Annotated in this window: 22 protein-coding genes; 8 read left to right on the top strand and 14 right to left on the bottom strand. The window is 62.3% G+C overall.

All coding sequences use genetic code 11. From position 1 onward, the window contains the following. Nucleotides 1-22: 22 nt before the first annotated feature. From K3557_RS13995 to K3557_RS13975, 5 genes are all read right to left on the bottom strand, one after another. The gene (locus K3557_RS13995; protein WP_259994612.1) at nt 23-1,375 is read right to left on the bottom strand and encodes a glutamine synthetase family protein; all 1,353 of its coding nucleotides are present in this window, start codon (nt 1,373-1,375) and stop codon (nt 23-25) included. A 117-nt stretch (nt 1,376-1,492) separates the two neighbouring features. Continuing rightward, entirely contained in the window at nt 1,493-2,527 is a 1,035-nt protein-coding gene (locus K3557_RS13990; protein WP_129369951.1) for a TRAP transporter substrate-binding protein, read from the bottom strand. A 52-nt stretch (nt 2,528-2,579) separates the two neighbouring features. Beyond that, complete coding sequence (locus K3557_RS13985; RefSeq protein WP_259994611.1) at nt 2,580-4,082, bottom strand: TRAP transporter large permease subunit; 1,503 nt, start codon at nt 4,080-4,082, stop codon at nt 2,580-2,582. Further along, the gene (locus K3557_RS13980) at nt 4,082-4,678 is read right to left on the bottom strand and encodes a TRAP transporter small permease subunit (protein WP_259994610.1); all 597 of its coding nucleotides are present in this window, start codon (nt 4,676-4,678) and stop codon (nt 4,082-4,084) included. Before K3557_RS13980 ends, K3557_RS13985 begins: the two co-directional genes overlap by 1 nt. After that, nucleotides 4,671-5,456 carry an N-formylglutamate amidohydrolase gene (locus tag K3557_RS13975; protein ID WP_259994609.1) on the bottom strand — a complete coding sequence of 262 codons (786 nt, stop codon included), beginning with the start codon at nt 5,454-5,456 and terminating at the stop codon, nt 4,671-4,673. The genes K3557_RS13980 and K3557_RS13975 overlap by 8 nt, the downstream gene beginning before the upstream one ends. Before the next feature lie 152 nt (nt 5,457-5,608). On the opposite strand from K3557_RS13975, the gene K3557_RS13970 reads away from it, so the two are divergent. From K3557_RS13970 to K3557_RS13955, 4 genes are all read left to right on the top strand, one after another. Continuing rightward, nucleotides 5,609-6,481, top strand: a complete 873-nt coding sequence (locus tag K3557_RS13970) for a MurR/RpiR family transcriptional regulator (RefSeq protein WP_259990361.1) — start codon at nt 5,609-5,611, stop codon at nt 6,479-6,481. An 87-nt stretch (nt 6,482-6,568) separates the two neighbouring features. Next, nucleotides 6,569-6,910 (top strand): hypothetical protein, encoded by a 342-nt coding sequence (locus K3557_RS13965; protein ID WP_259994608.1) that lies wholly within the window; start codon nt 6,569-6,571, stop codon nt 6,908-6,910. A gap of 50 nt (nt 6,911-6,960) precedes the next feature. After that, nucleotides 6,961-7,311, top strand: a complete 351-nt coding sequence (locus K3557_RS13960) for a RidA family protein (protein ID WP_259994607.1) — start codon at nt 6,961-6,963, stop codon at nt 7,309-7,311. Between the two features lie 269 nt (nt 7,312-7,580). Beyond that, nucleotides 7,581-8,624 (top strand): Ldh family oxidoreductase, encoded by a 1,044-nt coding sequence (locus tag K3557_RS13955; protein ID WP_259994606.1) that lies wholly within the window; start codon nt 7,581-7,583, stop codon nt 8,622-8,624. A 72-nt stretch (nt 8,625-8,696) separates the two neighbouring features. On the opposite strand, the gene K3557_RS13950 is transcribed toward K3557_RS13955, so the two are convergent. The 9 genes from K3557_RS13950 to K3557_RS13910 all read right to left on the bottom strand — a co-directional run bounded on the left by K3557_RS13950 (nt 8,697) and on the right by K3557_RS13910 (nt 17,809). Continuing rightward, the gene (locus K3557_RS13950; RefSeq protein ID WP_259994605.1) at nt 8,697-9,971 is read right to left on the bottom strand and encodes an aspartate aminotransferase family protein; all 1,275 of its coding nucleotides are present in this window, start codon (nt 9,969-9,971) and stop codon (nt 8,697-8,699) included. Nucleotides 9,972-10,037: 66 nt separating this feature from the next. Further along, on the bottom strand, nt 10,038-11,141 hold the full coding sequence (locus K3557_RS13945) for a mandelate racemase/muconate lactonizing enzyme family protein (protein WP_259994604.1): 1,104 nt from the start codon (nt 11,139-11,141) through the stop codon (nt 10,038-10,040). Then, the gene (locus K3557_RS13940; RefSeq protein WP_259994603.1) at nt 11,138-11,788 is read right to left on the bottom strand and encodes a dimethylsulfonioproprionate lyase family protein; all 651 of its coding nucleotides are present in this window, start codon (nt 11,786-11,788) and stop codon (nt 11,138-11,140) included. The genes K3557_RS13945 and K3557_RS13940 overlap by 4 nt, the downstream gene beginning before the upstream one ends. Before the next feature lie 4 nt (nt 11,789-11,792). Then, a complete protein-coding gene (locus K3557_RS13935) occupies nt 11,793-12,902 on the bottom strand; it encodes a mandelate racemase/muconate lactonizing enzyme family protein (protein ID WP_259994601.1) in 1,110 nt (369 codons plus the stop codon). Then, nucleotides 12,899-13,183: a cupin domain-containing protein gene (locus K3557_RS13930; protein ID WP_259994600.1), complete on the bottom strand. Its 285-nt coding sequence runs from the start codon at nt 13,181-13,183 to the stop codon at nt 12,899-12,901. Before K3557_RS13930 ends, K3557_RS13935 begins: the two co-directional genes overlap by 4 nt. 71 nt (nt 13,184-13,254) lie before the next feature. Further along, on the bottom strand, nt 13,255-13,545 hold the full coding sequence (locus tag K3557_RS13925) for a hypothetical protein (RefSeq protein WP_259994599.1): 291 nt from the start codon (nt 13,543-13,545) through the stop codon (nt 13,255-13,257). A gap of 17 nt (nt 13,546-13,562) precedes the next feature. After that, nucleotides 13,563-14,171 (bottom strand): dimethylsulfonioproprionate lyase family protein, encoded by a 609-nt coding sequence (locus K3557_RS13920; RefSeq protein ID WP_259994598.1) that lies wholly within the window; start codon nt 14,169-14,171, stop codon nt 13,563-13,565. After that, nucleotides 14,168-15,250, bottom strand: a complete 1,083-nt coding sequence (locus K3557_RS13915; protein ID WP_259994597.1) for an alcohol dehydrogenase family protein — start codon at nt 15,248-15,250, stop codon at nt 14,168-14,170. Before K3557_RS13915 ends, K3557_RS13920 begins: the two co-directional genes overlap by 4 nt. A gap of 99 nt (nt 15,251-15,349) precedes the next feature. Continuing rightward, nucleotides 15,350-17,809 (bottom strand): FAD-dependent oxidoreductase, encoded by a 2,460-nt coding sequence (locus K3557_RS13910; protein WP_259994596.1) that lies wholly within the window; start codon nt 17,807-17,809, stop codon nt 15,350-15,352. Nucleotides 17,810-17,879: 70 nt separating this feature from the next. On the opposite strand from K3557_RS13910, the gene K3557_RS13905 reads away from it, so the two are divergent. The 4 genes from K3557_RS13905 to K3557_RS13890 are packed head-to-tail and all read left to right on the top strand — an operon-like array spanning nt 17,880 to nt 21,703. Next, the gene (locus K3557_RS13905; RefSeq protein ID WP_259990382.1) at nt 17,880-18,767 is read left to right on the top strand and encodes a MurR/RpiR family transcriptional regulator; all 888 of its coding nucleotides are present in this window, start codon (nt 17,880-17,882) and stop codon (nt 18,765-18,767) included. Beyond that, nucleotides 18,764-19,864: an aromatic ring-hydroxylating dioxygenase subunit alpha gene (locus K3557_RS13900; RefSeq protein WP_259994595.1), complete on the top strand. Its 1,101-nt coding sequence runs from the start codon at nt 18,764-18,766 to the stop codon at nt 19,862-19,864. Before K3557_RS13905 ends, K3557_RS13900 begins: the two co-directional genes overlap by 4 nt. A gap of 5 nt (nt 19,865-19,869) precedes the next feature. After that, on the top strand, nt 19,870-21,324 hold the full coding sequence (locus K3557_RS13895) for an aldehyde dehydrogenase family protein (RefSeq protein ID WP_259994594.1): 1,455 nt from the start codon (nt 19,870-19,872) through the stop codon (nt 21,322-21,324). Nucleotide 21,325: 1 nt separating this feature from the next. Continuing rightward, nucleotides 21,326-21,703: a carboxymuconolactone decarboxylase family protein gene (locus K3557_RS13890; RefSeq protein WP_259990388.1), complete on the top strand. Its 378-nt coding sequence runs from the start codon at nt 21,326-21,328 to the stop codon at nt 21,701-21,703. Nucleotides 21,704-22,124 lie beyond the last annotated feature (421 nt).

Genomic DNA, 22,124 nt, shown 5'->3' with positions numbered 1-22,124 from the left:
CCCCCGGTCCGCCGGGGCCGGATCACGCCCGCTCGAAGCCGCGCGCGATCTCGTAGTCGGTAACCACGCGGTCAAACTCCTCGATCTCCACCTCGGCGGCGCGTACATAATGGTCGACCACATCGTCGCCAAGGGCGGAACGCAGCATCGCCGAGCCTTTCAGCGCCGCTGCGGCATCGCGCAGTGTGCCCGGGATCATGCCCGTGTCACCCTGGTAGACATCGCCTTTTGACGGGGGCTGCAGCTCCAGCCCTTCTTCGATCCCGGCAATGCCCGCCGCCAGCATGCCCGCCATCGCCAGATAGGGGTTCATGTCAGAGCCCGGAATGCGGCACTCCACCCGGATCGCCTTGGTCCCGTCGCCGCACAGGCGGTAGCCGGCGGTGCGGTTGTCCACCGACCAGATGATCCGTGTCGGCGCAAAGGTGCCCTTCATGAAGCGTTTGTAGCTGTTGATATAGGGCGCCATGAAGGCAGTGTAATCGGGCGCGTATTTCAGCAGGCCACCCATGTAGGCCTTCATCAGCGGCGACATGCCCAGCTCATCCGACGGATCATGAAACGCGGGCTTGCCGTCCTGCCATAGCGACTGATGCACATGGCTGGATGAGCCGACCTTATCGTGGCTCCATTTCGGCAGGAAGGTCACCGCATGGCCCTGCTGGTGGGCGATTTCCTTCACCGCGTGTTTGGCGATCGTGTGGTATTCTGCAGTGTCCATCGCCGCGGCGTATTTGATGTTGAGCTCTTCCTGGCCGGTCTCCGCCTCACCTTTGGAGTTCTCGATCGGCAAGCCCGCGTCCCACAGGTGGTTGCGGATCGGACGCATCACATGCTCTTCACGGGTGGTCTGCAGGATGTTGTAATCCTCGTTGTAGCCCGAGATCGGCGCCAGGTCGCGAAAACCGGACTTGCGGATCTCGTCAAAGCTCTTCTCGAACAGGAAAAACTCCAGCTCGGTGGCGCACATGGCGTCATAGCCCATCGCCTTAAGCCGGTTTACCTGGCGTTTCAGGATCGCGCGGGGGGAGTGTGAAACCTCTTCATGCGTGTGGTGATCCAGCACATCGCACAGCACCATCACCGTGCCCTCCAGCCACGGCACCGGGCGCAGGGTCGCCAGGTCCGGCTTCATCACATAGTCGCCATAGCCGTTTTCCCAGCTGGTTGAAGCATAGCCGTCCGGCGTCGCCATCTCCAGGTCTGTCGCCAGCAAGTAGTTGCAGCAATGGGTCTCTTCCCAGGCTCCGGCAACAAAATGCTTGGCGTGGAAGCGTTTGCCCATCAGCCGCCCTTGCATGTCCACAAGACACACCAGAACCGTGTCGACCAGGCCCGAAGAAACCTGGGATTTCAAATCTTCGAAGGAGAGCATGAGCAGCCCTTTGCGTGCTTGGGCCAAAACTTTTCCTCAAAAGTTTTGGCAAATTCCTTGGGTAAGGAATTTGGCCCGCTGCGCGGCAGGCCAAGTTCCGTTTTGTTTGCCCGTCCCTTAGCCGTAGCGGTAGGGGCGGCCCGCCTTTTGCATGTCGGCGTTGTACTTCTTGAAGATCTCGACAACCTTTGCCTTGGTCTCGGACTCGGCCGCGATCTCGTCCCAGAACTTCACTGCGGCGTCTTCGACCTGTGCCCATTCGTCATCGGGAATGGTGGTCAGCTTCATGTCGCTGCCGTTGACGCGCAGGTTGGCTTCACCGCCCCAATACCACCACTGGCGGTAATAATGCGACTGGTCGCAGCAAACGCGGAACAGGGTCTGCAGGTCTTCGGGCAGTTCATTCCAGCGGCCCTGGTTGGCAAAGAACGACCCGGCCCAGGCGCCGGAGATGTTGTTGGTCAGGAAGTAGTCGGTGACCTTGGACCAGCCGACGGTGTAGTCCTCGGTGATGCCGGACCAGGCGATGCCGTCCAGCTCGCCGGTCTGCACTGCGACCTCGATGTCTTCCCAGGGCAGGGTGACCGGCACAACGCCGAACTGCGACAGGAAGCGGCCGGCAGTCGGGAAGGTGAAGACGCGCTTGCCCTTCAGGTCCGCCAATGAGTTGATCGGATCCTTGGTGGCAAAGTGGCAGGGGTCCCAGGCACCGGCCGAGATATGCTTGACGCCGACCTTGGAATATTCCGCGTCCCAGATCTCGTTCAGGCCGTACTGGTTGAACAGCACTGGCACGTCCAGCGAGTAGCGCGAGGCGAAGGGGAAGTAGCCGCCGAACACGGTGACCTCGGTGGGCGAGGCCATCGAGTCGTCATCCGACTGCACCGCGTCGATGGTGCCGCGCTGCATGGCGCGGAACAGCTCGCCGGTGGGGACCAGCTGATCGGCGTAGTAGAGTTCGATCTGCATCCGGTCGCCGGCGATCTTGTTGAACATGTCGATGGCGGGTTTGATCACATGCTCACCCAGCGCCGCACCGGCATAGGTCTGCATCCGCCATTTGATGGTGGACTGGGCCAGGGCCGGGGTGGCCAGCGGTGCCGCCATGGCGCCAACGCCGGCGGTCTTCAGAAACTTACGTCTTGTTGTCATTATACTCACTCCTTGTTGAAATATCCGGCCCCTTGGCGGGACTCTTCCTTGGTTATTTTCCGTAGACATAGTCCGGCAGCCACAGGGCGATTTGCGGGAAGACCATGATCAGGGCCAGGGCCAGCACCATCACTGCGGCAAAGGGGATGATCGAGACATAGATGTCCTTCAGCCCGATTTCCGGCGGCGCCATCGCCCGCATCAGGAACAGGTTATAGCCGAAAGGCGGTGTCATATAGGCGATCTGGGTGGTGATGGTATAAAGCACCCCGTACCAAATCAGATCAAACCCAAGCGCCCCCACCAGCGGCACGTAAAGCGGCGCCACGATCACCAGCATTGCGGTGTCGTCCAGGAAGGTGCCCATGATGATGAAGCTCAGCTGCATCAGGATCAGGATCATCCAAGGGGACAGGCCCAGCTTGGTGGTGAACAGGTCTTCGATGGCCTTGACCGCGCCGAGGCCGTCAAAGATTGCCCCGAAGGCCAGGGCGGCGAGGATGATCCACATGAACATGCAGGAGATGCCAAGGGTAGAGCGCACCGAAGTCTCAAACACCTCCTTGGTCATCCGCCCCTTCAGCACCGCGGCGATGAAGGCCGTCATGGCACCGATGGCCGAGCTTTCCACCAGCGAGGTCCAGCCGTTCACGAACGGAACCATCATCGCGGCAAAGATCGCCAGCGGCAGCACGCCGGAGAACAGCAGGCGGTACTTCTCCTTCATGAACACGTCTTTGTAGAACAGGGTGTTCTTGCGGGTCAGGAAGGACAATGCGCCCAGGGCCAGCGCCAGGCCAAGCGCGGGTTTGGCTTCCAACGTTCCAGTCTTGATCAGCAGCGGCACCAGCACCAGCGCGCCCAGCACGATGTAGTTCAGGCGAAGCGGGTGGTCGGTGATCTGCTCATACTCGGCCAGATCCTCGGGGTGCATGGCAGGACCCAGGTCGGGCTGCATGCGGGAGCGGACATAGATGTAGATGATGAACATGGTAGCCATCAGCAGGCCGGGGATCACGCCTGCCAGCCACAGCTGGCCCACCGGCTGGCGTGCAATCATCGCATAAAGCACCAGCACCACCGAGGGCGGCACCAGGATACCCAGCGAGGAGCCGGCCTGAATGGTGCCGGTCACCAGGATCTTGTCATAGCCGCGGCGCAGCAGTTCAGGCAGCGCAATGGTGGCACCAATTGCCATGCCTGCGACCGACAGGCCGTTCATCGCCGAGATCAATACCATCAGACCGATCGTGCCGATGGCGAGCCCGCCTTTCACCGGCCCCATCCACACGTGGAACATCCGGTACAGATCATCGGCGATCTTTGATTCCGACAGCACATAGCCCATGAAAATGAACATCGGCAGGGTCAGCAGCGGATACCATTTCATCAGCTTCATTGCCGCAGAGAACGGGATCTCGACCCCGCCGGTGCCCCACAAAAGCATGCCCGCAACCGCACCGACAAAGCCGATTGCGCCAAACACCCTTTGGCCGGTCATCAGCATCAGCATCATGCCGGCAAACATGACGATAGCAATCCATTCGTAGGACATCAGATTTCAACTCCGCGCAGGCGTCCGATATCCCGGAACAATTCGGCAAGGCATTGCAGCAGCATCAGAAAGACACCGAAGCAGAGGATGGTTTTTACAGGCCACAGGAAGGGGCGCCAGGCGGTGGAACTGCGCTCGAGATAGCCGAGCTTTTCGCCCGCAGCGGCGGGGCCTTCGCTCAGCAGCGTTTTCAGCAGGTCCCAGAAGAACTGCACGGGTTCTATTCCGAAATACCCCAGTGAATAGGCCGTAGAGCTGAGCGCGCCGTACATCAGGATTGCAAGGTAGCTGATCAGGAACAGCACGGTGAAAGCATCGACCAGCGCCTTGGTTTTCGTCGACCAGCCGCCGTAAAACAGGTCCATCCGCACGTTTGACCCCATTTGGATCGAATAGGGCCCGCCCAGTATGTAATAGGCCACCATCACGAACTGCGCCGTCTCCAGCGTCCAGTGTGAGGGGTTGAAAAAAGTCTTGGACACCGACGACCACAACAGCACCCCGATCAGGGCAAAGATCAGATACATGGCAAAGCGGCCGATGAAACGGTTCATCGCGTCAATGCCGCGCACATAGGCCCTTATTACTTTAGGCACCAAAGCCCCCTTCCGCCGCCAGCGCGGCCAGGGCCGGGCGCAGCAATGTCAGCATTTCTTCTGCCATGGCCTCTTCTTCTTCCGGCGTGGTCACCAGATCGTTGCGGATTTCGATCATTACATTGGCCAGCCCGTGTGCCAGCCCGTGGATCTTCAGAGAATGGGTGACGCCATCCGCCGGGCCATAGGGTTCATTGCGCTCCACCCGGCGGTGCGGCAGGGCAGGGGCCGCGGCCAGCATGGCGTCAGCCAGGCGGCTGTCGGCGTCGTGCAGGATGCCGATTTCGACCGCGCGGTTTTCGCCGTAATAGACCGGGGTAAAGCTGTGCATGGTGACCAGAACGGTTTGCAGCCCGGCATCCTTGCGGGCCTTGATGATCTCGGTGACAGTGCTGCAGAACGGGGCATAGACCGTGTCCGTACGCTCCTGCCGCTGGGCGGCTGTCAGGTCTTTGTTGCCGGGCACCTCGACCAGTTCGGATTTCTCTGGCATCGCCGAGGCCGCTTCGGGCGGGCGGTTGCAGTCGTACACCAGCCGCGACACGGTGCTGGCCACCAGCGGTGCATTCAGGGCCTTAGATATATGCAGAGCAATGGCCCGCGCACCCGGGTCCCAGGCGGCGTGGCTCAGCCGGTCCTGATCCCGCAGTCCCAGCCCGTCATAGCGTGCGGGGATGTTGCTGGAGGCGTGCTCGCACAGCAGCAGAACCGGGCTGGCGCCCTCACGGTTCACCACCTCCACTGTCTCCGCTTGAGCGTGAGAATCGCTCTCTCGCATATGTTGCCCCCCTGCGATTTGGAAAAATCTTTCCATGAAGAGATATTTGTGTCAATATCTTTTCATGACCGGTTTCGCACAGAGATTCCTGAAACTTTCTTTTCAGGCCGGACCCGGATAGGAAAGTGTCTGTTCAAAGCAGGAATGCCCCGTTGACGAAACCGCCAGCCACCGTTCGTGAGTTGATCCGCGAGAGCTATTCCGCGCTCACCCAGTCCGAACGCAAGTTCGCAAATCTGCTGCTGGAAAATTACCCTGCGGCAGGATTGGCTTCGATCACCATTGTGGCCAGCAATGCTGATGTCTCGACACCGACCGTGGCGCGGATGGTGCAGAAACTGGGCTTCAAAGGGTATCCGCAATTCCATCAGGCACTGCTGAAGGAACTGGAGGCCAAAGTCTCCGGTCCGACCAAGCGGCGGGACAATTGGGCGACCGAGGCGCCCGAGGGCCACCTGCTGAACAGATTTGCACAGGCTGTGACCGACAACCTGCAACAGACGTTTTCCAACATCGACACCGCACAGTTCGATGCGGCGGTGCATCAGCTGTCAAACACCGAGGGGCGGCTTTATGTGGTTGGCGGCCGCATCACCCGGGCGCTGGCAGATTACGCCTTTACCCATTTTCAGGCGATCCGGCAGCGGGTCACCCATATGACGTCTTCCTCCGCGACCTGGCCGCACTACGTGCTGGACATGGTTGAGGGCGACACCCTGCTGCTGTTCGATGTGCGCCGTTATGAAACCAACCTGCAGCGCTTGGCCGAACTCGCCTCCGAACGCGGGGTGAAGATTGTTTTGATCACGGATCAATGGGCCAGCCCGATTGCGTCGGTTGCCGAACATACCTTCAACTGCTGGGTCGAGATCCCTTCCGCCTGGGACTCCAACATCTCCACCATGATGCTCTTGGAGGCGATGATCGCCGCCACCCAGGAAGAAAGCTGGGACAAGACCAAGGACCGCTACGACCGCCTGGATGAGCTGTTCGATATGACCCGCCTGTTCCGCAAGTTCTCCTGACCAGAAGACAGGCTGCTGCATGGACATTGCCCTCCGGTTGCGCCTTACTGGGCATCAGGCCGGTTTCTTTCAGGCAGGAGTATTCAAATGCGACTAATCGGAATTCTGGCGCTGGCAGCATTTGCTGCAGCACCCGCCGCGGCCAACCCGCTCAGCCGCATTCTGGCCACGTCAGGGCTGACGCCGCAGGACACCAATATCATGCGCCAGGCCGAACAGTCTCTGCTGGCCGAGGCGCAGGTCGGCACTGGCAAGCGGGCCGAATGGACCAACCCGGACAGTGGCGCACATGGCGAGGTCCGGGTGGCCGGCAAGGAGGGTGATTGCCTGCTCTTGCAGCATCAGGCCTTTCTTAAGGACAGCCAGGACCCCAAGCAGGTCCGGCGCAGGTTTTGCCCGTCGGGGGCTGACTGGCTGCTGACCCAGTAACCGGGCGCACAAGCGTAAAACGTTCCATTCAGTGCAAGGGAGATAATATGATGACTGATATTACCCGCAAACACACCGGCCAGCGCATGAGCCAGATCGTGACCCACGGAGATACTATCTATCTGGCAGGCCAAGTCGGCACAGCCGGTGCCAGCGTCGCGCAGCAAACCCAGGATTGCCTGGACAAGATCGACGCGCTGCTGGCCGAGGCTGGCAGCAGCAAGACCCGCATTCTGCAGACGGTGATCTGGCTTGCCGACATGAAGGATTTTGCCGGGATGAACGCAGTTTGGGACGCCTGGGTTCCCGAAGGCCATGCTCCGGCGCGTGCCTGCGGCGAGGCAAAGCTGGCCCGCGAGGATTTTCTGGTCGAATTTATCGTCACCGCTGCCAGGGCCTGATCCCGGTGGCTGTCCAGTTCAGGACTCCTATCGCTCCTGCGCCGCCCGTGCATGCCCAAGGTTGCGCTTAGTGGCTTGAAGCGCGGCAATCTGGTGAGACGGGATAACAATCCTTGCAGCATGGATTGTTCTTTTTACCTTCTTTTCCCGCTGCTGCACGGCGGTAGAGTGATTGGTGCAGGCAGGGGGGACGGAGTACGCGGCATGGCAGATCAGTCGCTTTCACACAGCAGCCAGGGCCCAATACCCTGCTGGGGGCGCATGCGTTGATGCAATCACCAGCTTCCAAGCTTACCCTGCAGGGGAGCCGCACATCCGTCGAAGCGGCTGAGGCGGAAGGCCTGATCCGTAGAATTTTTACCAACCTGGGGTACAGCCCTGAAGTCTCGGTGCAGGTGGCGCATCATTTGGCCGACACCAGCCTGTGCGGCGTGGAAAGCCACGGCGTCATGCGGGTGCTGGAATATGCCAATCAAACGCGGTCCGGCTATCTTGACCCCAAGGGCACAGCGCGCGCATTCCGGGACAGCTGCGGTGTGATGCGGGTCGAGGGCGGCGGCGGCATTGGCATCCCGGCGATGCAGCTTGCCTACGAAACCGGCATCGCCGAGGCGCGGGAGCGCGGGATTTCGGCGCTTTCCATCCGTCATGCGGGTCACACTGGCCGCCATGGCGCCTTTGCCGACATCGCGGCAGAGCAGGGTTTCCTGACCATCTGCATTGGCGGCGGCAACCGGCAGACCTGGCGCCAGGTGGCGCCCCATGGCGGGGCGCAGGCCAAATTGCCGACCAATCCCTGGTGTGCAGGCATCCCGGGCGGCGCGCAGGGTCCGGTGGTGCTGGACTTTGCGACATCCAAAATTGCCGGCGGCTGGATCTACGCTGCCCAATCCGCGGGCGCTCTGCTGCCAGAGGGCTGCGTGATCGACCGCAATGGCAACCCGACCCGCGATCCCGAAGATTATTTTGCGGGCGGTGCCATCCTGCCTGCGGGCGCGCAAAAAGGCTATGCGCTGGCGCTGGTGGCTGAACTCATCGGCGAGGCGATGCTGGGGCCGTCCACAACCGAATGCAACTGGCTGCTGATCACCCTGGAGACCTCCCGGTTCCGCGCCGCGCCGGCCATGCAGGCCGCGGCCGAAGACGTGCTGGCCGATCTGCGCAGCTGCCCGCCGGCACCGGGATTTGAGCAGGTAGAAATCCCAGGAGAGCGCGAACGCAACCACCGTGCTGCTTCAGAGGGGCGGATCGCGGTGCCACTGGAGACCTGGCGCCAGATCCAGGAGCTGGCCGAAAGCCTGGGGGCGGCATGAACCGATGAACGGCGGTGCCAGCAGGACCCGCCGTTACACCTGGGTTTTGCAGCCTGGCAAAAACCGCCTTGATCAGTCCAGAGCCATTGCCGCCTTGCGGATGGCTGCTTCGGTCTGTTGCAGATCCTCTTCGGTCAGGGCCAGGCTTGGGTAGGTCTTGCCTGGCGACTTGAAGATGCCCTCCGCGCGCAGCACCGCATTGTACCGTCTGGTACGCTCCGCATTGCCCGCCTGGGTATCGCGGTAGTCCCGGACTTTGCTGTCCGTGAACACAACTTCGAACAGAGCAGGCTCCCCGACGATCCGGAACGGCACTCCGGCCTCTTCCAGCGCCGCACTGGTTGCCTGCATCAGCCGCTTGCCGGTGCCGTTCAGCCGGTCATAGGCGCCCTCGCGGCGCAGCACTTCCATGGTCTTGAGGCCCGCCGCTGCGGCCACCGGATTGCCCGACAGCGTGCCCAGCTGCATCAGCCAGCCCTCGGCGCCGACCTGCGCTTTGTCGAAATGCTGCATGATATCGGCACGGCCAACGATGGCTGCCAGGGGGAAGCCGCCGCCGATCACCTTGCCCAATGCCGCCAGATCCGGCGTCACGCCATACAGCTCCTGCCCGCCGCCATAGGTGGAACGGAACCCGGTCACCACTTCGTCAAAAATCAGCAGGCTGCCGTGTTCCCTGGTCTCCTCGCACAGCAGCTCCAGGAATCCCGGCAGCGGCGGCACGATGCGCTGCAGCGGTTCGGCGATGATCGCCGCAATCTCGTGCCCGTGCTCGGCCATCAGCTGCTTGATGTACTCAAAATCGTTGAACGGCGCCACCAGCACCTCGGCGGCGACCGACGGCGGGATTCCGGCACTGTCCGGCACCGCTTGCGGAAAGTTCACCCGCACCGAGGGCGCCAGGCTCATCTGCGCCTCTGCCGACATGCCGTGATAGCCGCCCTCAAACTTCACGATCTTGGTGCGCCCGGTGAAGGCCCGCGCCAACCGGATCGCATACATGTCCGCCTCACCGCCGGTGGAGACATAGCGCAGCTGTTCGGCGCAGGGTACTGCGCGGCAGATTTCCTCGGCCAGCTCAATACCGCGGGCGTTGCTGGCAAAGAAGGTCATACCCTTCGGCAGCTGTTCCAGCACCGCCTCCATCACCTCGGGGTGGCCATGGCCCAGCATCATCGGACCGGAGCCGATCAGATAGTCGATGTACTCCTTGCCGTCTTCATCCCACACACGCGCACCCTTGCCCTCGCGGATGACGATACCGGGGTCGAAGTTGCCAAAGCCGCCCGCGGGCAGCACCGCGCGGGCCCGTTCGGTCCATTCAGCCTGGGAGAGGATCTTTTCCATGTCTTCAATTCCTGTTGAGGGCCGGGTTGCCCGAAGTTAGGTGAAATTTGACCAAGAAGTCAAAATTTATTCGATCACAGCTGCGGGAGCGCCCAGCCCCTTGCGGTCAGGCCGCACGCCAAGGCCAGGGCCTTCGGGCGGGGCGATGCGGCCATTGCGGCGCTCTGGACCTGCCGGGTCCAGCCGCGGGCTAACGTAGGAGGACAGGTCGCAGACGTTCATCAGCCGCAGCGGATCGGTGGACGCACCCAAATGCAGCAGGGCAGCGGTGGTAATGTCCGAGCCCCAGGTGTCCTCGATGCACATCTTGGCGCCCAGATGCAGGCACAAGTCCCGCGCCCGGCGCGAGGCTGACAGCCCGCCGAATTTCGACAGTTTGATGGCAACCGCATCCATTACGCCCGCCGCATGGCCTGCCAGCAGCGAAGCTGTATCATGGGCGTTTTCATCCAGTTTCATCGGCAGGCCGCAAGACGCGCGCACCCGGGCGCAGTCCTCGATGGTGGCGCAGGGCTGTTCCAGCATGATGTCCAGATCTGCAACAGCCCGGCCCACGCGGGAGGCATCCAGCGAGGATGCACCGCAGTTCCAGTCGCCATAGACCAGTGGCCCGCTGCCGACCGCCTCGCGCACCATCCGCAGACGGGCTGCATCCGCCTGCCAGTCCCGGTCCGCGCCGAGTTTCACCTGAAATTGGGTGATGCCGGTGGCCTGCGCCTCGCAGGCAATGCGGGCCATCTCCTCGGGCGCAACACAGGTGATTGAATGATAAAGCGGCATATCCGCCTGCCGCTGACCGCCGAGCAGAGCATGAAGCGGCAGGTTTGCCGCCTGCGCGGTCAGGTCCCACAGAGCAATGTCGATGGCTGATTTGGCATAGGCATGCCCCTGCAGCCAACTGTCCAGCTTCGCCATCACCGCCTCTGGCCCCACCGGATCGGCACCCAGAAGAACCGGCGCCATCTCCTTGATCGCAGGCACCACGCCGCGGGCATAGGCTGGCAGGTAGTGCGGGATCGGGCAGACCTCGCCCCAGCCGGTCAGGCCGGTATCGGTGTCCAGCGCCAGCACCACGCTTTCGACTGTGCCGCAGGTCTTGCCCTCGGCCATGTAATAGGCGGTGTGGCTGGTCAGCGGCACATGCCACAGGGATATCCGGGTGATTTTCATTCGCGTGTTCCCAGGTCGGATTTTTTCAAGAGATCTTCACCGCGCCAGAACGCCGCCGCCAGCAGCGGACCCGGCACCATATCAATGGCATGTTTCTGATGCGGCGCGTGGTGGATGGTGTCTCCCGGCCCGGCATCCTGTGCCGCGCGGCCTTCGGAATGAAACCGGGCCTGGCCTGCGAGGATCAGATAGGTTTCCTCGGGCGCGTGCGAATGTTCATCGTAATGCTGCCCGGCACCCCAGTAGCCGATGGACAGGCGCATTTCATCGCTTTGGTACAGCCCCTCGGGCGAGACCAGATTGACCCAGCCGTAATTGTCCAGCCAGTCGCGGGAGAAGCCGTCAGCCTTGGTGTAACTCTGCTGCCAGCGCAGCGCGTGGAGGGCATCAACCAGAGCCTGAACAACCGGCAGCGTGCAGGCCGAATCGTGAGGGTCGCGTCCGGCCGGGGGCGCGCAATCGCTCCTGCCGTGGGAAGGGCCGCTTTGTGACCCGGCATGAACGAGTTCGGCAACCCTGTTGCACACAGGCAGACGGTGCGGCTCAGTCTCTATCAGCGGCAGGTCCCGCATCCGCGCGGCAAACCACGCCAGCCCTTCGGTCCGGGCCGCCAGCTGTGTCAGCTCCTGTAACAGGCGCGCGGGCATCGCGTTAGCCTCCGTAGACCGCAACCGGATCCCCTAGCGCGCCGTCTTCCGGGGTAACACCAAGGCCGGGCAGGGAGGGCGGCACCGCTACCCCTGCGTCATTGCGCGCGCCCTGGCCGGGCACCGGGTCCACGTCCAGATGATAGTGGCAAAGCCAGCTCGCCAGCCGGTTGGCTTCCGGCGTTGAGGCCGCCAGGTGGATCGCCGCGGTATCCGCCAGCGCCGAGCCGCCCAGATCCTCAATATGCATCTGCCAGCCCACCGAGACGCCAAAGTCGCGGATCTGCCGCGCCCGGGTCAGCCCGCCGACGCGGTTGGGTTTCACCTTTACCCCCTCGCAGGCGCCACGCTTCCAGGCCGCCAGGTGATCACCGAACGTATGCATGCATTCATCCAGCATGATCGGGTTGGAGACCCGCGACGCCACATGGGCGCATTGATCCAGCGTTTCACAGGGCTGCTCCACCCAGTCGCGGGCCTTGACCGAGTTCAGCACCTCCACCGCGACCCCTGGCTGCCAGGCGCGGTTTACGTCGAAGGTCACCTTGTGGCCCTTGGGCAAGCCTTCCGAGATCGCTTCGATCCGGTCGATGTCGAGGCGAATGTCAGTGCCGCCGACCTTGGCCGAATGCACAGTATAGCCCTTTTGCGCGGCACGGGCGATCAGCGCCAGCATCTCTTCCGGACTGCCGGTGGAAATGGAGGAGTTCACCAGTACCGGCGCCGCCTCGGCCCCGCCCAGAAGCTGCCACAGCGGCAGGCCTGTAGCCTTGCCGAGAATATCCCAGCAGGCCATGTCGACCGGCGACTTCACATACGGATGTCCCGGCAGCTGCACATCCATCACCCGGTTCACGTGATCCAGGCAGCGCGGGTCCAGCCCGATCAGAGCCGGTGCCAACGTTTCAATTCCGGCCCGAATCCCCGGCCCATGTGCGGGCAGATAGGTATGCCCCCAGGGGCAGCCTTCCCCCCAGCCCGAGATGCCCTCGTCGGTATCAATGCGCACAAACGTGCTGTCGAGCTTTTCGAACTTCAGTCGCCCGCCCGAAAGGTAATAGGGCTCGGTCAGCGGCATATCGAGCTGATAGACGGTGATCCGGGTGATTTTCATTTCAGCTCCACTTCCACAAAACTCATCGGGGTGTCTCCGGCGTTGATGACATTATGCTCGACGCCCTCGTCGCGGCGGTAGGCTGTCCCCGCGGGGACAGTGACTTCTTGTACGTTGCCGCCCGGCATCTCCAGCCGCATGTGGCAGTCGGTGACGGCGGTGATCACGTAATCCATCGCATGTGTGTGCCAGCCGGTTTCCGCGCCGGGGACAAAGTCGAAACGGGTTACGCGGACGCGGGTATCGTCGATCATCTGGGTGGCTTGGGCTGCGATGGTCATGGGGAACGGTCCTTGTTGAGAGTGCGGGAGCCTCTGGCGGGGATATTTTCGGCCAGAATAGACCGGGTGTGTCATTTGGCAGTTCCGAACGCGGCTGCCGGCGTGCCGGGACATTCGAACTCCAGTACCGCGCCCAGCCCGGGCGCTATCAGCAGTGCCAGTGGCGGCACGCCTTCGGAGTGCGCCGCGATGCAATTTTCGCCGCAAGGGGTGAACCCGCCGCAGCCCTGCAGGCCTGCGTCGGTGTCGATCACCACCACCGAGGCGGTGGCGGTTTCAATCGCATTGCCTGCGCCCCAGACATAGGCGCCGCCAACATAAGGCAGGTCGGTTTGGAAGATGCGGATACAGGTGATCTTCATCTCTGGCGCTCCTGTGGTCAGTCCGGGGACATGGCGGGGTTATCCGCCAGCCCTTCGCCGCGCCAGAAGACGAAGCAGAGGATCGGATGCTCGTTGGTGATCATCGCATGCGGCTGGTTTGGCCCGTGCATCTTGGTGTCACCCGGAACCAGCCGCCGGACTTCTTCGCCCTTGGCCATGAAATCGGCGCTGCCGGACAGGATGGTATAAAGCTCTTCAGGGGCGTGCTGGTGCCAGGGATAGTCCAGTCCAGGGCCCCAATAGCCAATGGTCATCCGCGTTTGGAGTGAATGGAAATGCCCCGTTGGCCCAACCAGTTCAAACCAGCCGTAACGCAGCAGAAAGTCCTGGCCGACTTCCTCTTCAGTATAGGTGTGGCGCCATTCCGCATGCGGCGCCAGGGCAATGATCGCTTGCTGCAGGGCGCGCACCTCAGCCTCTGCCGGGATGCCTTTGGCGGCATAACCGGGGTCGGATTGCACCAGTGCTGCGCCGGGAACCTGATGTCCCTCGCGGCCCGCCCAGCGGATGTCGCTGGGCCAGGGCTGAAACTTTGCCACGGCTGGCAAGGCGGCATGGAAGGCCTTGGCCGCCTCCAGCGCCTTATCAAACAGCGCCCGGCTCATGGGAGCACCACGATATTGCCGGTGTGCTTCTTGGCGATGAAGGCGGCCTGCGCCTCTTTCAAGTCCGCCAGCGGATAGGCTGCGGCCAGTGCCGGTTTGATTTCGCCCTTTTCGATATAGGAGACCACGTCGGTGAAGTTGCGGTGCGGAGTTACGGTGGAGCCGGTGAATGTCAGGTCACGCAGGTAGAAGGTGCGCAGGTCCAGCTCGACCACCGGTCCGGCAATCGCGCCGGAGCAGGTGTAGCGGCCGCCGCGCTCCAGCACGCTGATCAGCTTGGGCCAGGCCGCGCCGCCGACCACATCGGCCACCACGGTGACCTTTTCGCCGCCAAGTGCAGCCTGCAGGTTTTCCGGCGACCGTGGCAGGATCAGGTCGGGGCCAAGCCCGGCCACCTCTGCATGTTTGGCCTCAGACGCCATGGCAATCACCCTGGCGCCGCGGCGCTTGGCCAACTGGATCAGCGCGCCGCCAACCCCGCCCGAGGCGCCGGGGATCAGCACGGTGTCATCCGCATCCACATTGGCACGGCTCAGCATGCCCTCGGCGGTGACATAAGAGCAGGAAAAAGTGGCCAGCTCCGCATCGCTGAGGGGGCTGTTGACCACCGCAACACCGCGCGCATCCGCCTTGGTGTATTCGGCAAAGCCGCCATCGCATTCGGAGCCGAAGTAGCCGGCCTTGTCCATGTTGCCGGGATCGTCCCAGTCACGGACCCAGCCGCCGGCCATGACACGCTTGCCGATGAGCGCGGGGTCGGCCCCGTCGCCAACGGCCACCACATCGCCAACCGCGTCGGCCCCCTGGATGCGCGGGAAGGTGAGGGGGCGGCCGCCCCAGCTCGGGTCTTCCTCGTCCGCTTCGTCAAAGGCGCCGCCGGTGGTGGCGCCTTTGACGGACTTGGAGTACCAGCCGGAGCGGGTGTTCACATCGGTGTTGTTCAGTCCGCAGGCGCCGACCTTGATCAGCACCTCCATCGGGCCGGGTTGCGGCACCGGCCAGTCCTGGTGCCATTCGTATTTGTTCAGACCGCCGTGGCCGGTCAGAACCATCGCTTTCATTGTGTCGGGCAGGGTCATTTTTGCGTTTCCCTTTTGGCTATGGGGAGGGGGGCGCTGCCCCCGCCTTCGGCTCCCCCGGAGTATTTTTAAATAAATGAAGGGGAGCCTGTTGTTTGCTCATTCTGCCGGAGTGAGCTCCGCGTCGCTACGGGGCAGCAGGCTTTCGGGGTCATAGGCGGGGGCGCCCAGGATCCGGCCCTTGCGCGGCTCTCCGGCAACGATCACTTCGATCTGCGTGCCCGGCACATTGGCGTGCGGTTTGACATAGGCGAAGGCCAGGATCTTGCCGACGGTGTGGCCAAAGGCAACCGATGCGGTGGAACCCACGACCTGGCCGTCCAGCAGGATGGCCTCGCCGCCGTGGCCGTCTTCAACGCCGTCCGGTTCAATCTCCAGGTAGGCGCAGACCCACGGCTTATCGGCATCATTCAGCGTCTTGTCCTTGCCCAGGTAGTCCTTGTCGGTGCGGGCAAAGCGCAGCACATCCGCTTCGGCCAGGGTGACCTCGTTGGTGAGTTCGCCTGCGCCCTTGAAGCCCTTTTCCATCCGCATCGCGTTCATGGCGAAGGAGCCGTAGTCGGCAATGCCATGCGCCTCACCCGCAGCCCAAAGCGCGTCGTAGACGGCCAGGGTGCTGCCGCGCGGGATGTGCAATTCCCAGCCAAGCTCGCCCGCGTAAGACATACGGAAGGCCCAGAGTGTGTGGCCTGCCACCTCGATCTGCTGCGCCGTGAGCCATTTGAAACCGGCGCTTGAAAGATCCGCATCGGTGCAGGCGGCCAGGACCTCGCGGGCTTTCGGGCCGTTGAGAGCGATGGCAGCCCAATCGGTGGACAGCGTTGTGATTTCCACCTCTTCACCCGCGCGGTTCTGGTTCAGGTGGTCCAGCAGCCGCTGTTCAAAGAAGGCGGCGCAGACGAGGTAGTAGCTGTCCTCCGCCAGTTTCACCACGGTGGTTTCCAGCTCGATCCGGCCGCGGCGGTTCAGCATGTGGGTGAGGGCAATGCCGCCGAGCTTTTGCGGCAGGCGGTTGGCGGTCAGCCGGTCCAGCAGGGCGGCGGCGCCGGGGCCTGAAACTTCGACTTTGGTGAAGGCGGAGATGTCCATGATGCCGACGCCCTCGCGCACGGCCTTGCACTCCAGGCCGACCATATGGTGCACTTCGTTGCGCTTGAAGGAATAGTGGTCGCGTTGCTCCACACCGTTCCTGGCAAACCAGCGCGGGCGCTCGTGGCCAAAGACCTCCTCATAGACTGCACCCTTTTCCTTCAGCCGTTCATACAGCGGCGAGGGTTTGATCGGGCGGCCCGCCAGGCGGTTGAAATGCGGGAAGGGGATCTCGTGGCGCAGCTTGTAGTCCTCATGCGCCTTGGTCACCTGCCAGTCTTTGGTGGCGTAGGCGCCGAAACGGCGCGGGTCATACTCGCGCATTGAGATATCGGCGGCGCCATGCACCATCCAGCGGGCCAGCTCGCGGGTCAGGCCCGGGCCCCAGCCGATGCCGATCTGGGTGCCGCAGCAGCACCAGTAGTTTTTGACGCCCGGCGCCGGGCCGATCAGCGGGTTGCCATCGGGGGGATGCGAGATCGCGCCGTGCACCTCGCGCTGGATGCCGAGGTCGGCGAAGACCGGCATCCGGTTCAGGCTTTCCTCCAGCCAGGGCATCACCCGGTCGTAATCGGCATCAAACAGCCAGTTTTCGTAGTCCCAGGGGCAGTGGTCGTGCCAGACCGAGTTCGAGCCTTCCTTTTCGTAGATCCCGATCAGCCCGCGCTTTTGCTCCATGCGGATGTAGCCTGAAACCTGTCTGTCGTCGCGGATCACCGGCAGTTCCTTGTCCAGCGCCTCGAACTCCGGCACCGGTTCGGTCACGAAATAGTGGTGGGTCATCGAGGTCATCGGGAGCTGCAGCCCGGACCATTCGCCCATCTGGCGGGCATAGGTGCCGCCGGCATTGACCACATGCTCGCAAGCAATGGAGCCCTTTTCCGTTTCCACGATCCATTCGCCATTGTCGGATTGGGTGATATTTGTTGCGCGGCAGTGGCGGATGATGCGGGCACCAAGCTGGCGGGCGCCTGCTGCCAGTGCCATGGTGACGCCTGAAGGGTCCACGTGGCCGTCGTCCGGGGTGTGCAGCGCGCCCAGAACGCCGTCGAGGTTGTAGAAGGGGTGCTGCTCGGCGACCTTTTCCGGTCCAACCAGTTCGATGTTGAACCCCAGCGAGCGCCCGACGGACAGGGTGTGGCGCAGCCAGTCCATTTCATCCTCGGTATAGGCCAGGCGGAAGGAGCCGCAACCGTGCCAGGTTACCGCCTGGCCGGTCTCTTCCTCCAGCTTCCCGGAATAGAGCCCAATGTTGTAGTCGACGCATTTGCCAAGGCCGAAGGAGCTGGTGGAATGGGTGATCTGCCCCGCCGCGTGCCAGGTCGAGCCGGACGTCAGCTCCGCCTTTTCCAGCAGAACCACCTCAGGACCCCAACCCTCATGTGCCAGGTGATAGGCCAGGCCCACCCCCATCACGCCGCCGCCCACGATGACCACGCGAGCCTGTGCCGGGAATTCTCTCTCAGCCATTTCGCTGTTCCTGATTGCAATGCGCTTTTCTGCTCGACAGGCTAATTCCATATTTGTACCATCGTCAATCATGAATGGCACAAATGTATCACTGACTGTTTTGGAGCGCCTCACGGAAGAGTGGGATGCGCTGACCCCCGAGGCCCAGAAGGCGGCCCGCTATGTGCTGGAAAATCCTGCGGATGTCGGGGTTTCCACCGTGCGCGAGATTGCCGGGGCGGCCAATGTGAAGCCCAACACCTTTGTCCGCATGGCGCGGCAGGTGGGCTTTGAAGGCTATGAGGATTTCCGCGCCCCCTTCCGCGAGGCGATTCGCAAAGGCGGGGTGTCGTTTCCCGACCGCGCCCGCTGGCTGCAGGATACGGCCAAGTCCGGTGAACTGGGCGCGCTTTATGCCGATATGGCGGGTGCTGCGATCCGCAATATCGAAGACACCTTTGCAGGGATCGACGCCAGCGCTTTGGAGGCAGCAGCGCATGCGATTTGGAATTCCCGCCAGGTGTTCACGCTGGGCGTCGGCGTCAACAACGCCAATGCCCGCAATTTCACCTATCTTGCCTCAACCGGCATGAAGCAATTCCACGCCATCCCGCGGCCCGGCTCGACGGCGGTGGATGACCTTGCTTGGGCGGACGGCCAGGATGTGCTGATCGCGATGACCTGCAAGCCCTACCGGGCCGAGGTGATCGAGGCGGTCCAGATCGCGCGCGAACAGGGGGTCGCCATTATCGGGGTCTCCGACAGCCCCGCCAGCCCGGTGGTCCTGAATGCGGATCATGGTTTTGTCGTTGCAGTGGATACGCCGCAATTCTTTCCTTCATCCGTCTCGACTATCGCTTTTCTGGAAACGCTGCTGTCCTTTGTGATTGCTGTCTCCAGCGAGGAAATTGTCGCGCGGGTGGAGAAGTTCCACAAACGCCGGCACCAGCTTGGCATCTACGCGGAGGACCCTGAATGAACGCAGCCCCGATCCATTCTCTTGAGGCGCGGTATTACATCGACCCGGTCCTCTTTGAGGCTGAGCGCAAGGGCCTTTTGGCGCGCAGCTGGCAGTTTGCCGGCCACGCCAGCCAGCTGGAAAACACCGGCGACTATTTCGCCTTTGAGATGGCCGGCGAAAACCTGTTCAGCATCAAGGGGCGCGATGGCGAAATCCGCACCTTTTATAATGTCTGCCAGCACCGTGCCCATCAGCTTGTCTCGGGGATCGGTACCACGCGGGTTGTGGTCTGCCCCTATCACGCCTGGACCTATGAGCTGACCGGCCAGCTGCGTGCCGGGCCGAACCTCAAATCGGTTCAGGGGTTCGACAAATCCAAGGTTTGCCTGACCGAAGTCCGCACCGAGGTTTTCCTCGGCTTTATCTTTGTGAACCTCGACCCGGAGGCGCGGCCGATGGAGGACTGGTTCCCGAATGTGCGGGCTGAGCTGGAGAGTTTTGTCCCCAATTGGGCGGACCTGAAGCCGCTGGAATGGGTGGGTATTCCGGAGGCCTGCAATTGGAAAGTTTCCGTTGAGAACTACTCTGAATGCTACCACTGCAGCTTGAACCACCCGACCTTCTCCACCGGGGTGATCAAGCCGGAAACCTATGACATCCAGCCTCAGGGTTACTGCCTGCGCCACACCACCGAGTGCAATTCGCTGGACCAGATGACTTATGACATCAATTCCGGTTTTGAAAACAACGAGAAATACTCCAGCTGGTTCCTCTGGCCGATGTTCTCCTTTCAGGTCTACCCGGGCAATCTGCTGAACACCTATCACTGGCGGGCAGTGGACGCTGATCACGTGGTGGTTTGGCGCGGCTGGTATTCCATCGGCGGCGAGGACAATGAAACCGTGCGCCGGATGGCGGTTCAGGACCGGGCAACCACGGTAGAGGAGGATATCCACCTGGTGGAGTCCGTGCAGCGCGGCCTCAAAAGCCGCGGCTATGTTCCCGGACCCTTGGTGGTTGATCCCTCTTGCGGAGTGAACTCGGAACATTCAATCCTGCATCTTCAGAAGTGGATGCGTGAAGCGGCAGACCACGATCTTGCAGCAGGGACCTAACGAATATGACACAGCTTGATGCCGAATGGCTGAATTACATCGACGGCGCCTGGGTGCCAGGCGGGGCAGGGTGGATTGATGTCACCAACCCGGCTAATGGCGAACTGCTGGCCCGCCAGGCGCTGGCTGATGCCGCCGATGTGGATCGCGCCGTGCAGGCTGCCCGCCGGCTGCATCTGTCAGGGGAGCTGTCATCGCTGCGCCCGATTGCGCGCGGGCGCATGGTGCAGGCGATGGGCCGCTACCTCTTGGACAATCTCGACGAGATCGCCCGTGTCCTGACACTGGAGCAAGGCAAGCCGCTTTGGGAATCCCGGATCGAGGTTGAGGGCGCCGCGCTCTACTTCGAATACTACGGCAATCAGGCCAGCACCGTCGAAGGCCGCTCGATCCCGCTGGGTGGCGGTTACTTCGACTGGACCGAGAATGAGCCGATGGGCGTCTCTGCCCAGATCATCCCCTGGAACTACCCGGTGGAGATGACCGCGCGTTCGCTGTCGGCTGCACTTGCCACCGGCAACGCTTGCGTGATCAAGACACCTGAGCTGACACCGCTTACCAATGCCTGGCTCGCCCGCGCGGCCGAGGCTGCCGGTTTCCCGGCTGGCGCGGTCAATATCCTCTGCGGTTATGGCCACGAAGCGGGCGCGGCACTTTCCGGTCACAGCCAGGTGAACCAGATCGTCTTCACCGGCTCTGTGCCCACCGGCATCCGTATCGCTACCGCAGCGGCTCAGAATGTGGTCCCTTGCGTGCTTGAGCTTGGCGGCAAATCCGCCGCCATCGTGCATGAGGACGCCGACCTCGACGCGTTTGAGAATGACATCCGCTGGGGTATCTATTTCAACGCAGGCCAGGTGTGCAGCGCCATGAGCCGGGTGATCGTGCACGAAAGCCGCCATGATGAACTGGTCGAGCGCGCGGTAAATGTGGCCAGCAGCCTGAACGTCGGCCCCGGCATCGACCGGCCGGAGTTTGGTGCCAATATGGGTGCGATGGTCTCGATGCCTCAGCGCGACCGCGCCCTGGGCATCGTCCAGCAGGCGCAGGCAGAGGGTGCCACCGTTGCCACCGGTGGCACGCCCGTTGGCAATGCGGGTGCCTTCCTGGCCCCAACCGTTGCGTCCGGCATCACTCCGAACGACAGCATCGCCAGCGAGGAAATCTTCGGCCCCGTCCTCTCGGTGCTCAAGTTCCAATCCGATGCCGAGGCGATCGCGATCGCCAACAGCACCGAATACGGGCTGGTCGGCGGCGTCTTCACCCGCGACCTGGACCGCGCCACCCGCTGCGCCCGCCAGCTCCGCGCAGGCCAGGTCTTTGTGAACGAATGGTATGCCGGTGGGGTCGAAACCCCCTTTGGCGGCTACGGCAAATCCGGCTACGGCCGCGAAAAGGGCCGCGAGGCGCTGTGGAACTACGTGCAGACCAAGAACATCGCCATGAGATTGAGAGGCTGAGATGAGTACATTTGACGAAGACCTGTTCCTGAAGGGCATGGAGCAGCGCAAGGCAACCCTTGGCGCGGAATACGTCGAAAGCAATCTGGCCGCGGCGGATGATTTCAGCCGCCCCTTCCAGGAAGCAATGACTGCCTGGTGCTGGGGCTTCGGCTGGGGTGATGATGTCATTGACGCCAAGACCCGCTCGATGATGAACCTGTCGATGATCGGGGCGCTGGGCAAGATGCACGAATGGGAGCTGCACTGCCGCGGTGCCATCAATAACGGTGTCACCAAAGAGGAGATCCGGGCGATCATTCATGTGATCGGGATCTATTGCGGTGTTCCGCAAGCGCTGGAATGCTTCCGCGCCGCCCGCAAGGTTCTGGATGAATAGGACCGCGTCATCAGCGTTGGACTAGAAAGGCGGCCCTTTGTGGCCGTCTTTTTGTTATGTGCTGTTTTCTTTTTGGCATTGCCGGATTTTTGGCTGGGTATTTTTGACCGGGGAGACGCGGGGAGGGGTCTTTTGTCTGGATTGTTGCGGTTCCGGGTAGGGCGACTCGTTTCCGGAGGGGTGATTTGCTGTGATTCCGGGCGGCGGGTCTGTGGATAAGCGGGGGCTTTCTGTGGGTAAGTCCGGTGCTGGGGCGGTTTGGGTGTTCTGCGGTGTTTGCGGCTGCAGCATCCGGGTCAGGATTGCTGACTTTTTCGCTGTGTAAGTCGTTGATTTTATTGTGTTTGTATCTTTTCTCTGCGGAAAGTTCGGTTTTTGCTGTTTTTTGGCTTGCGGGTTTGTTGGTCTAACCTTAGAACCC

It is taken from the genome of Leisingera sp. M523, assembly GCF_025141335.1.
Taxonomy (GTDB): domain Bacteria; phylum Pseudomonadota; class Alphaproteobacteria; order Rhodobacterales; family Rhodobacteraceae; genus Leisingera.
This window is presented reverse-complemented; position numbering and strand designations above follow the sequence as displayed.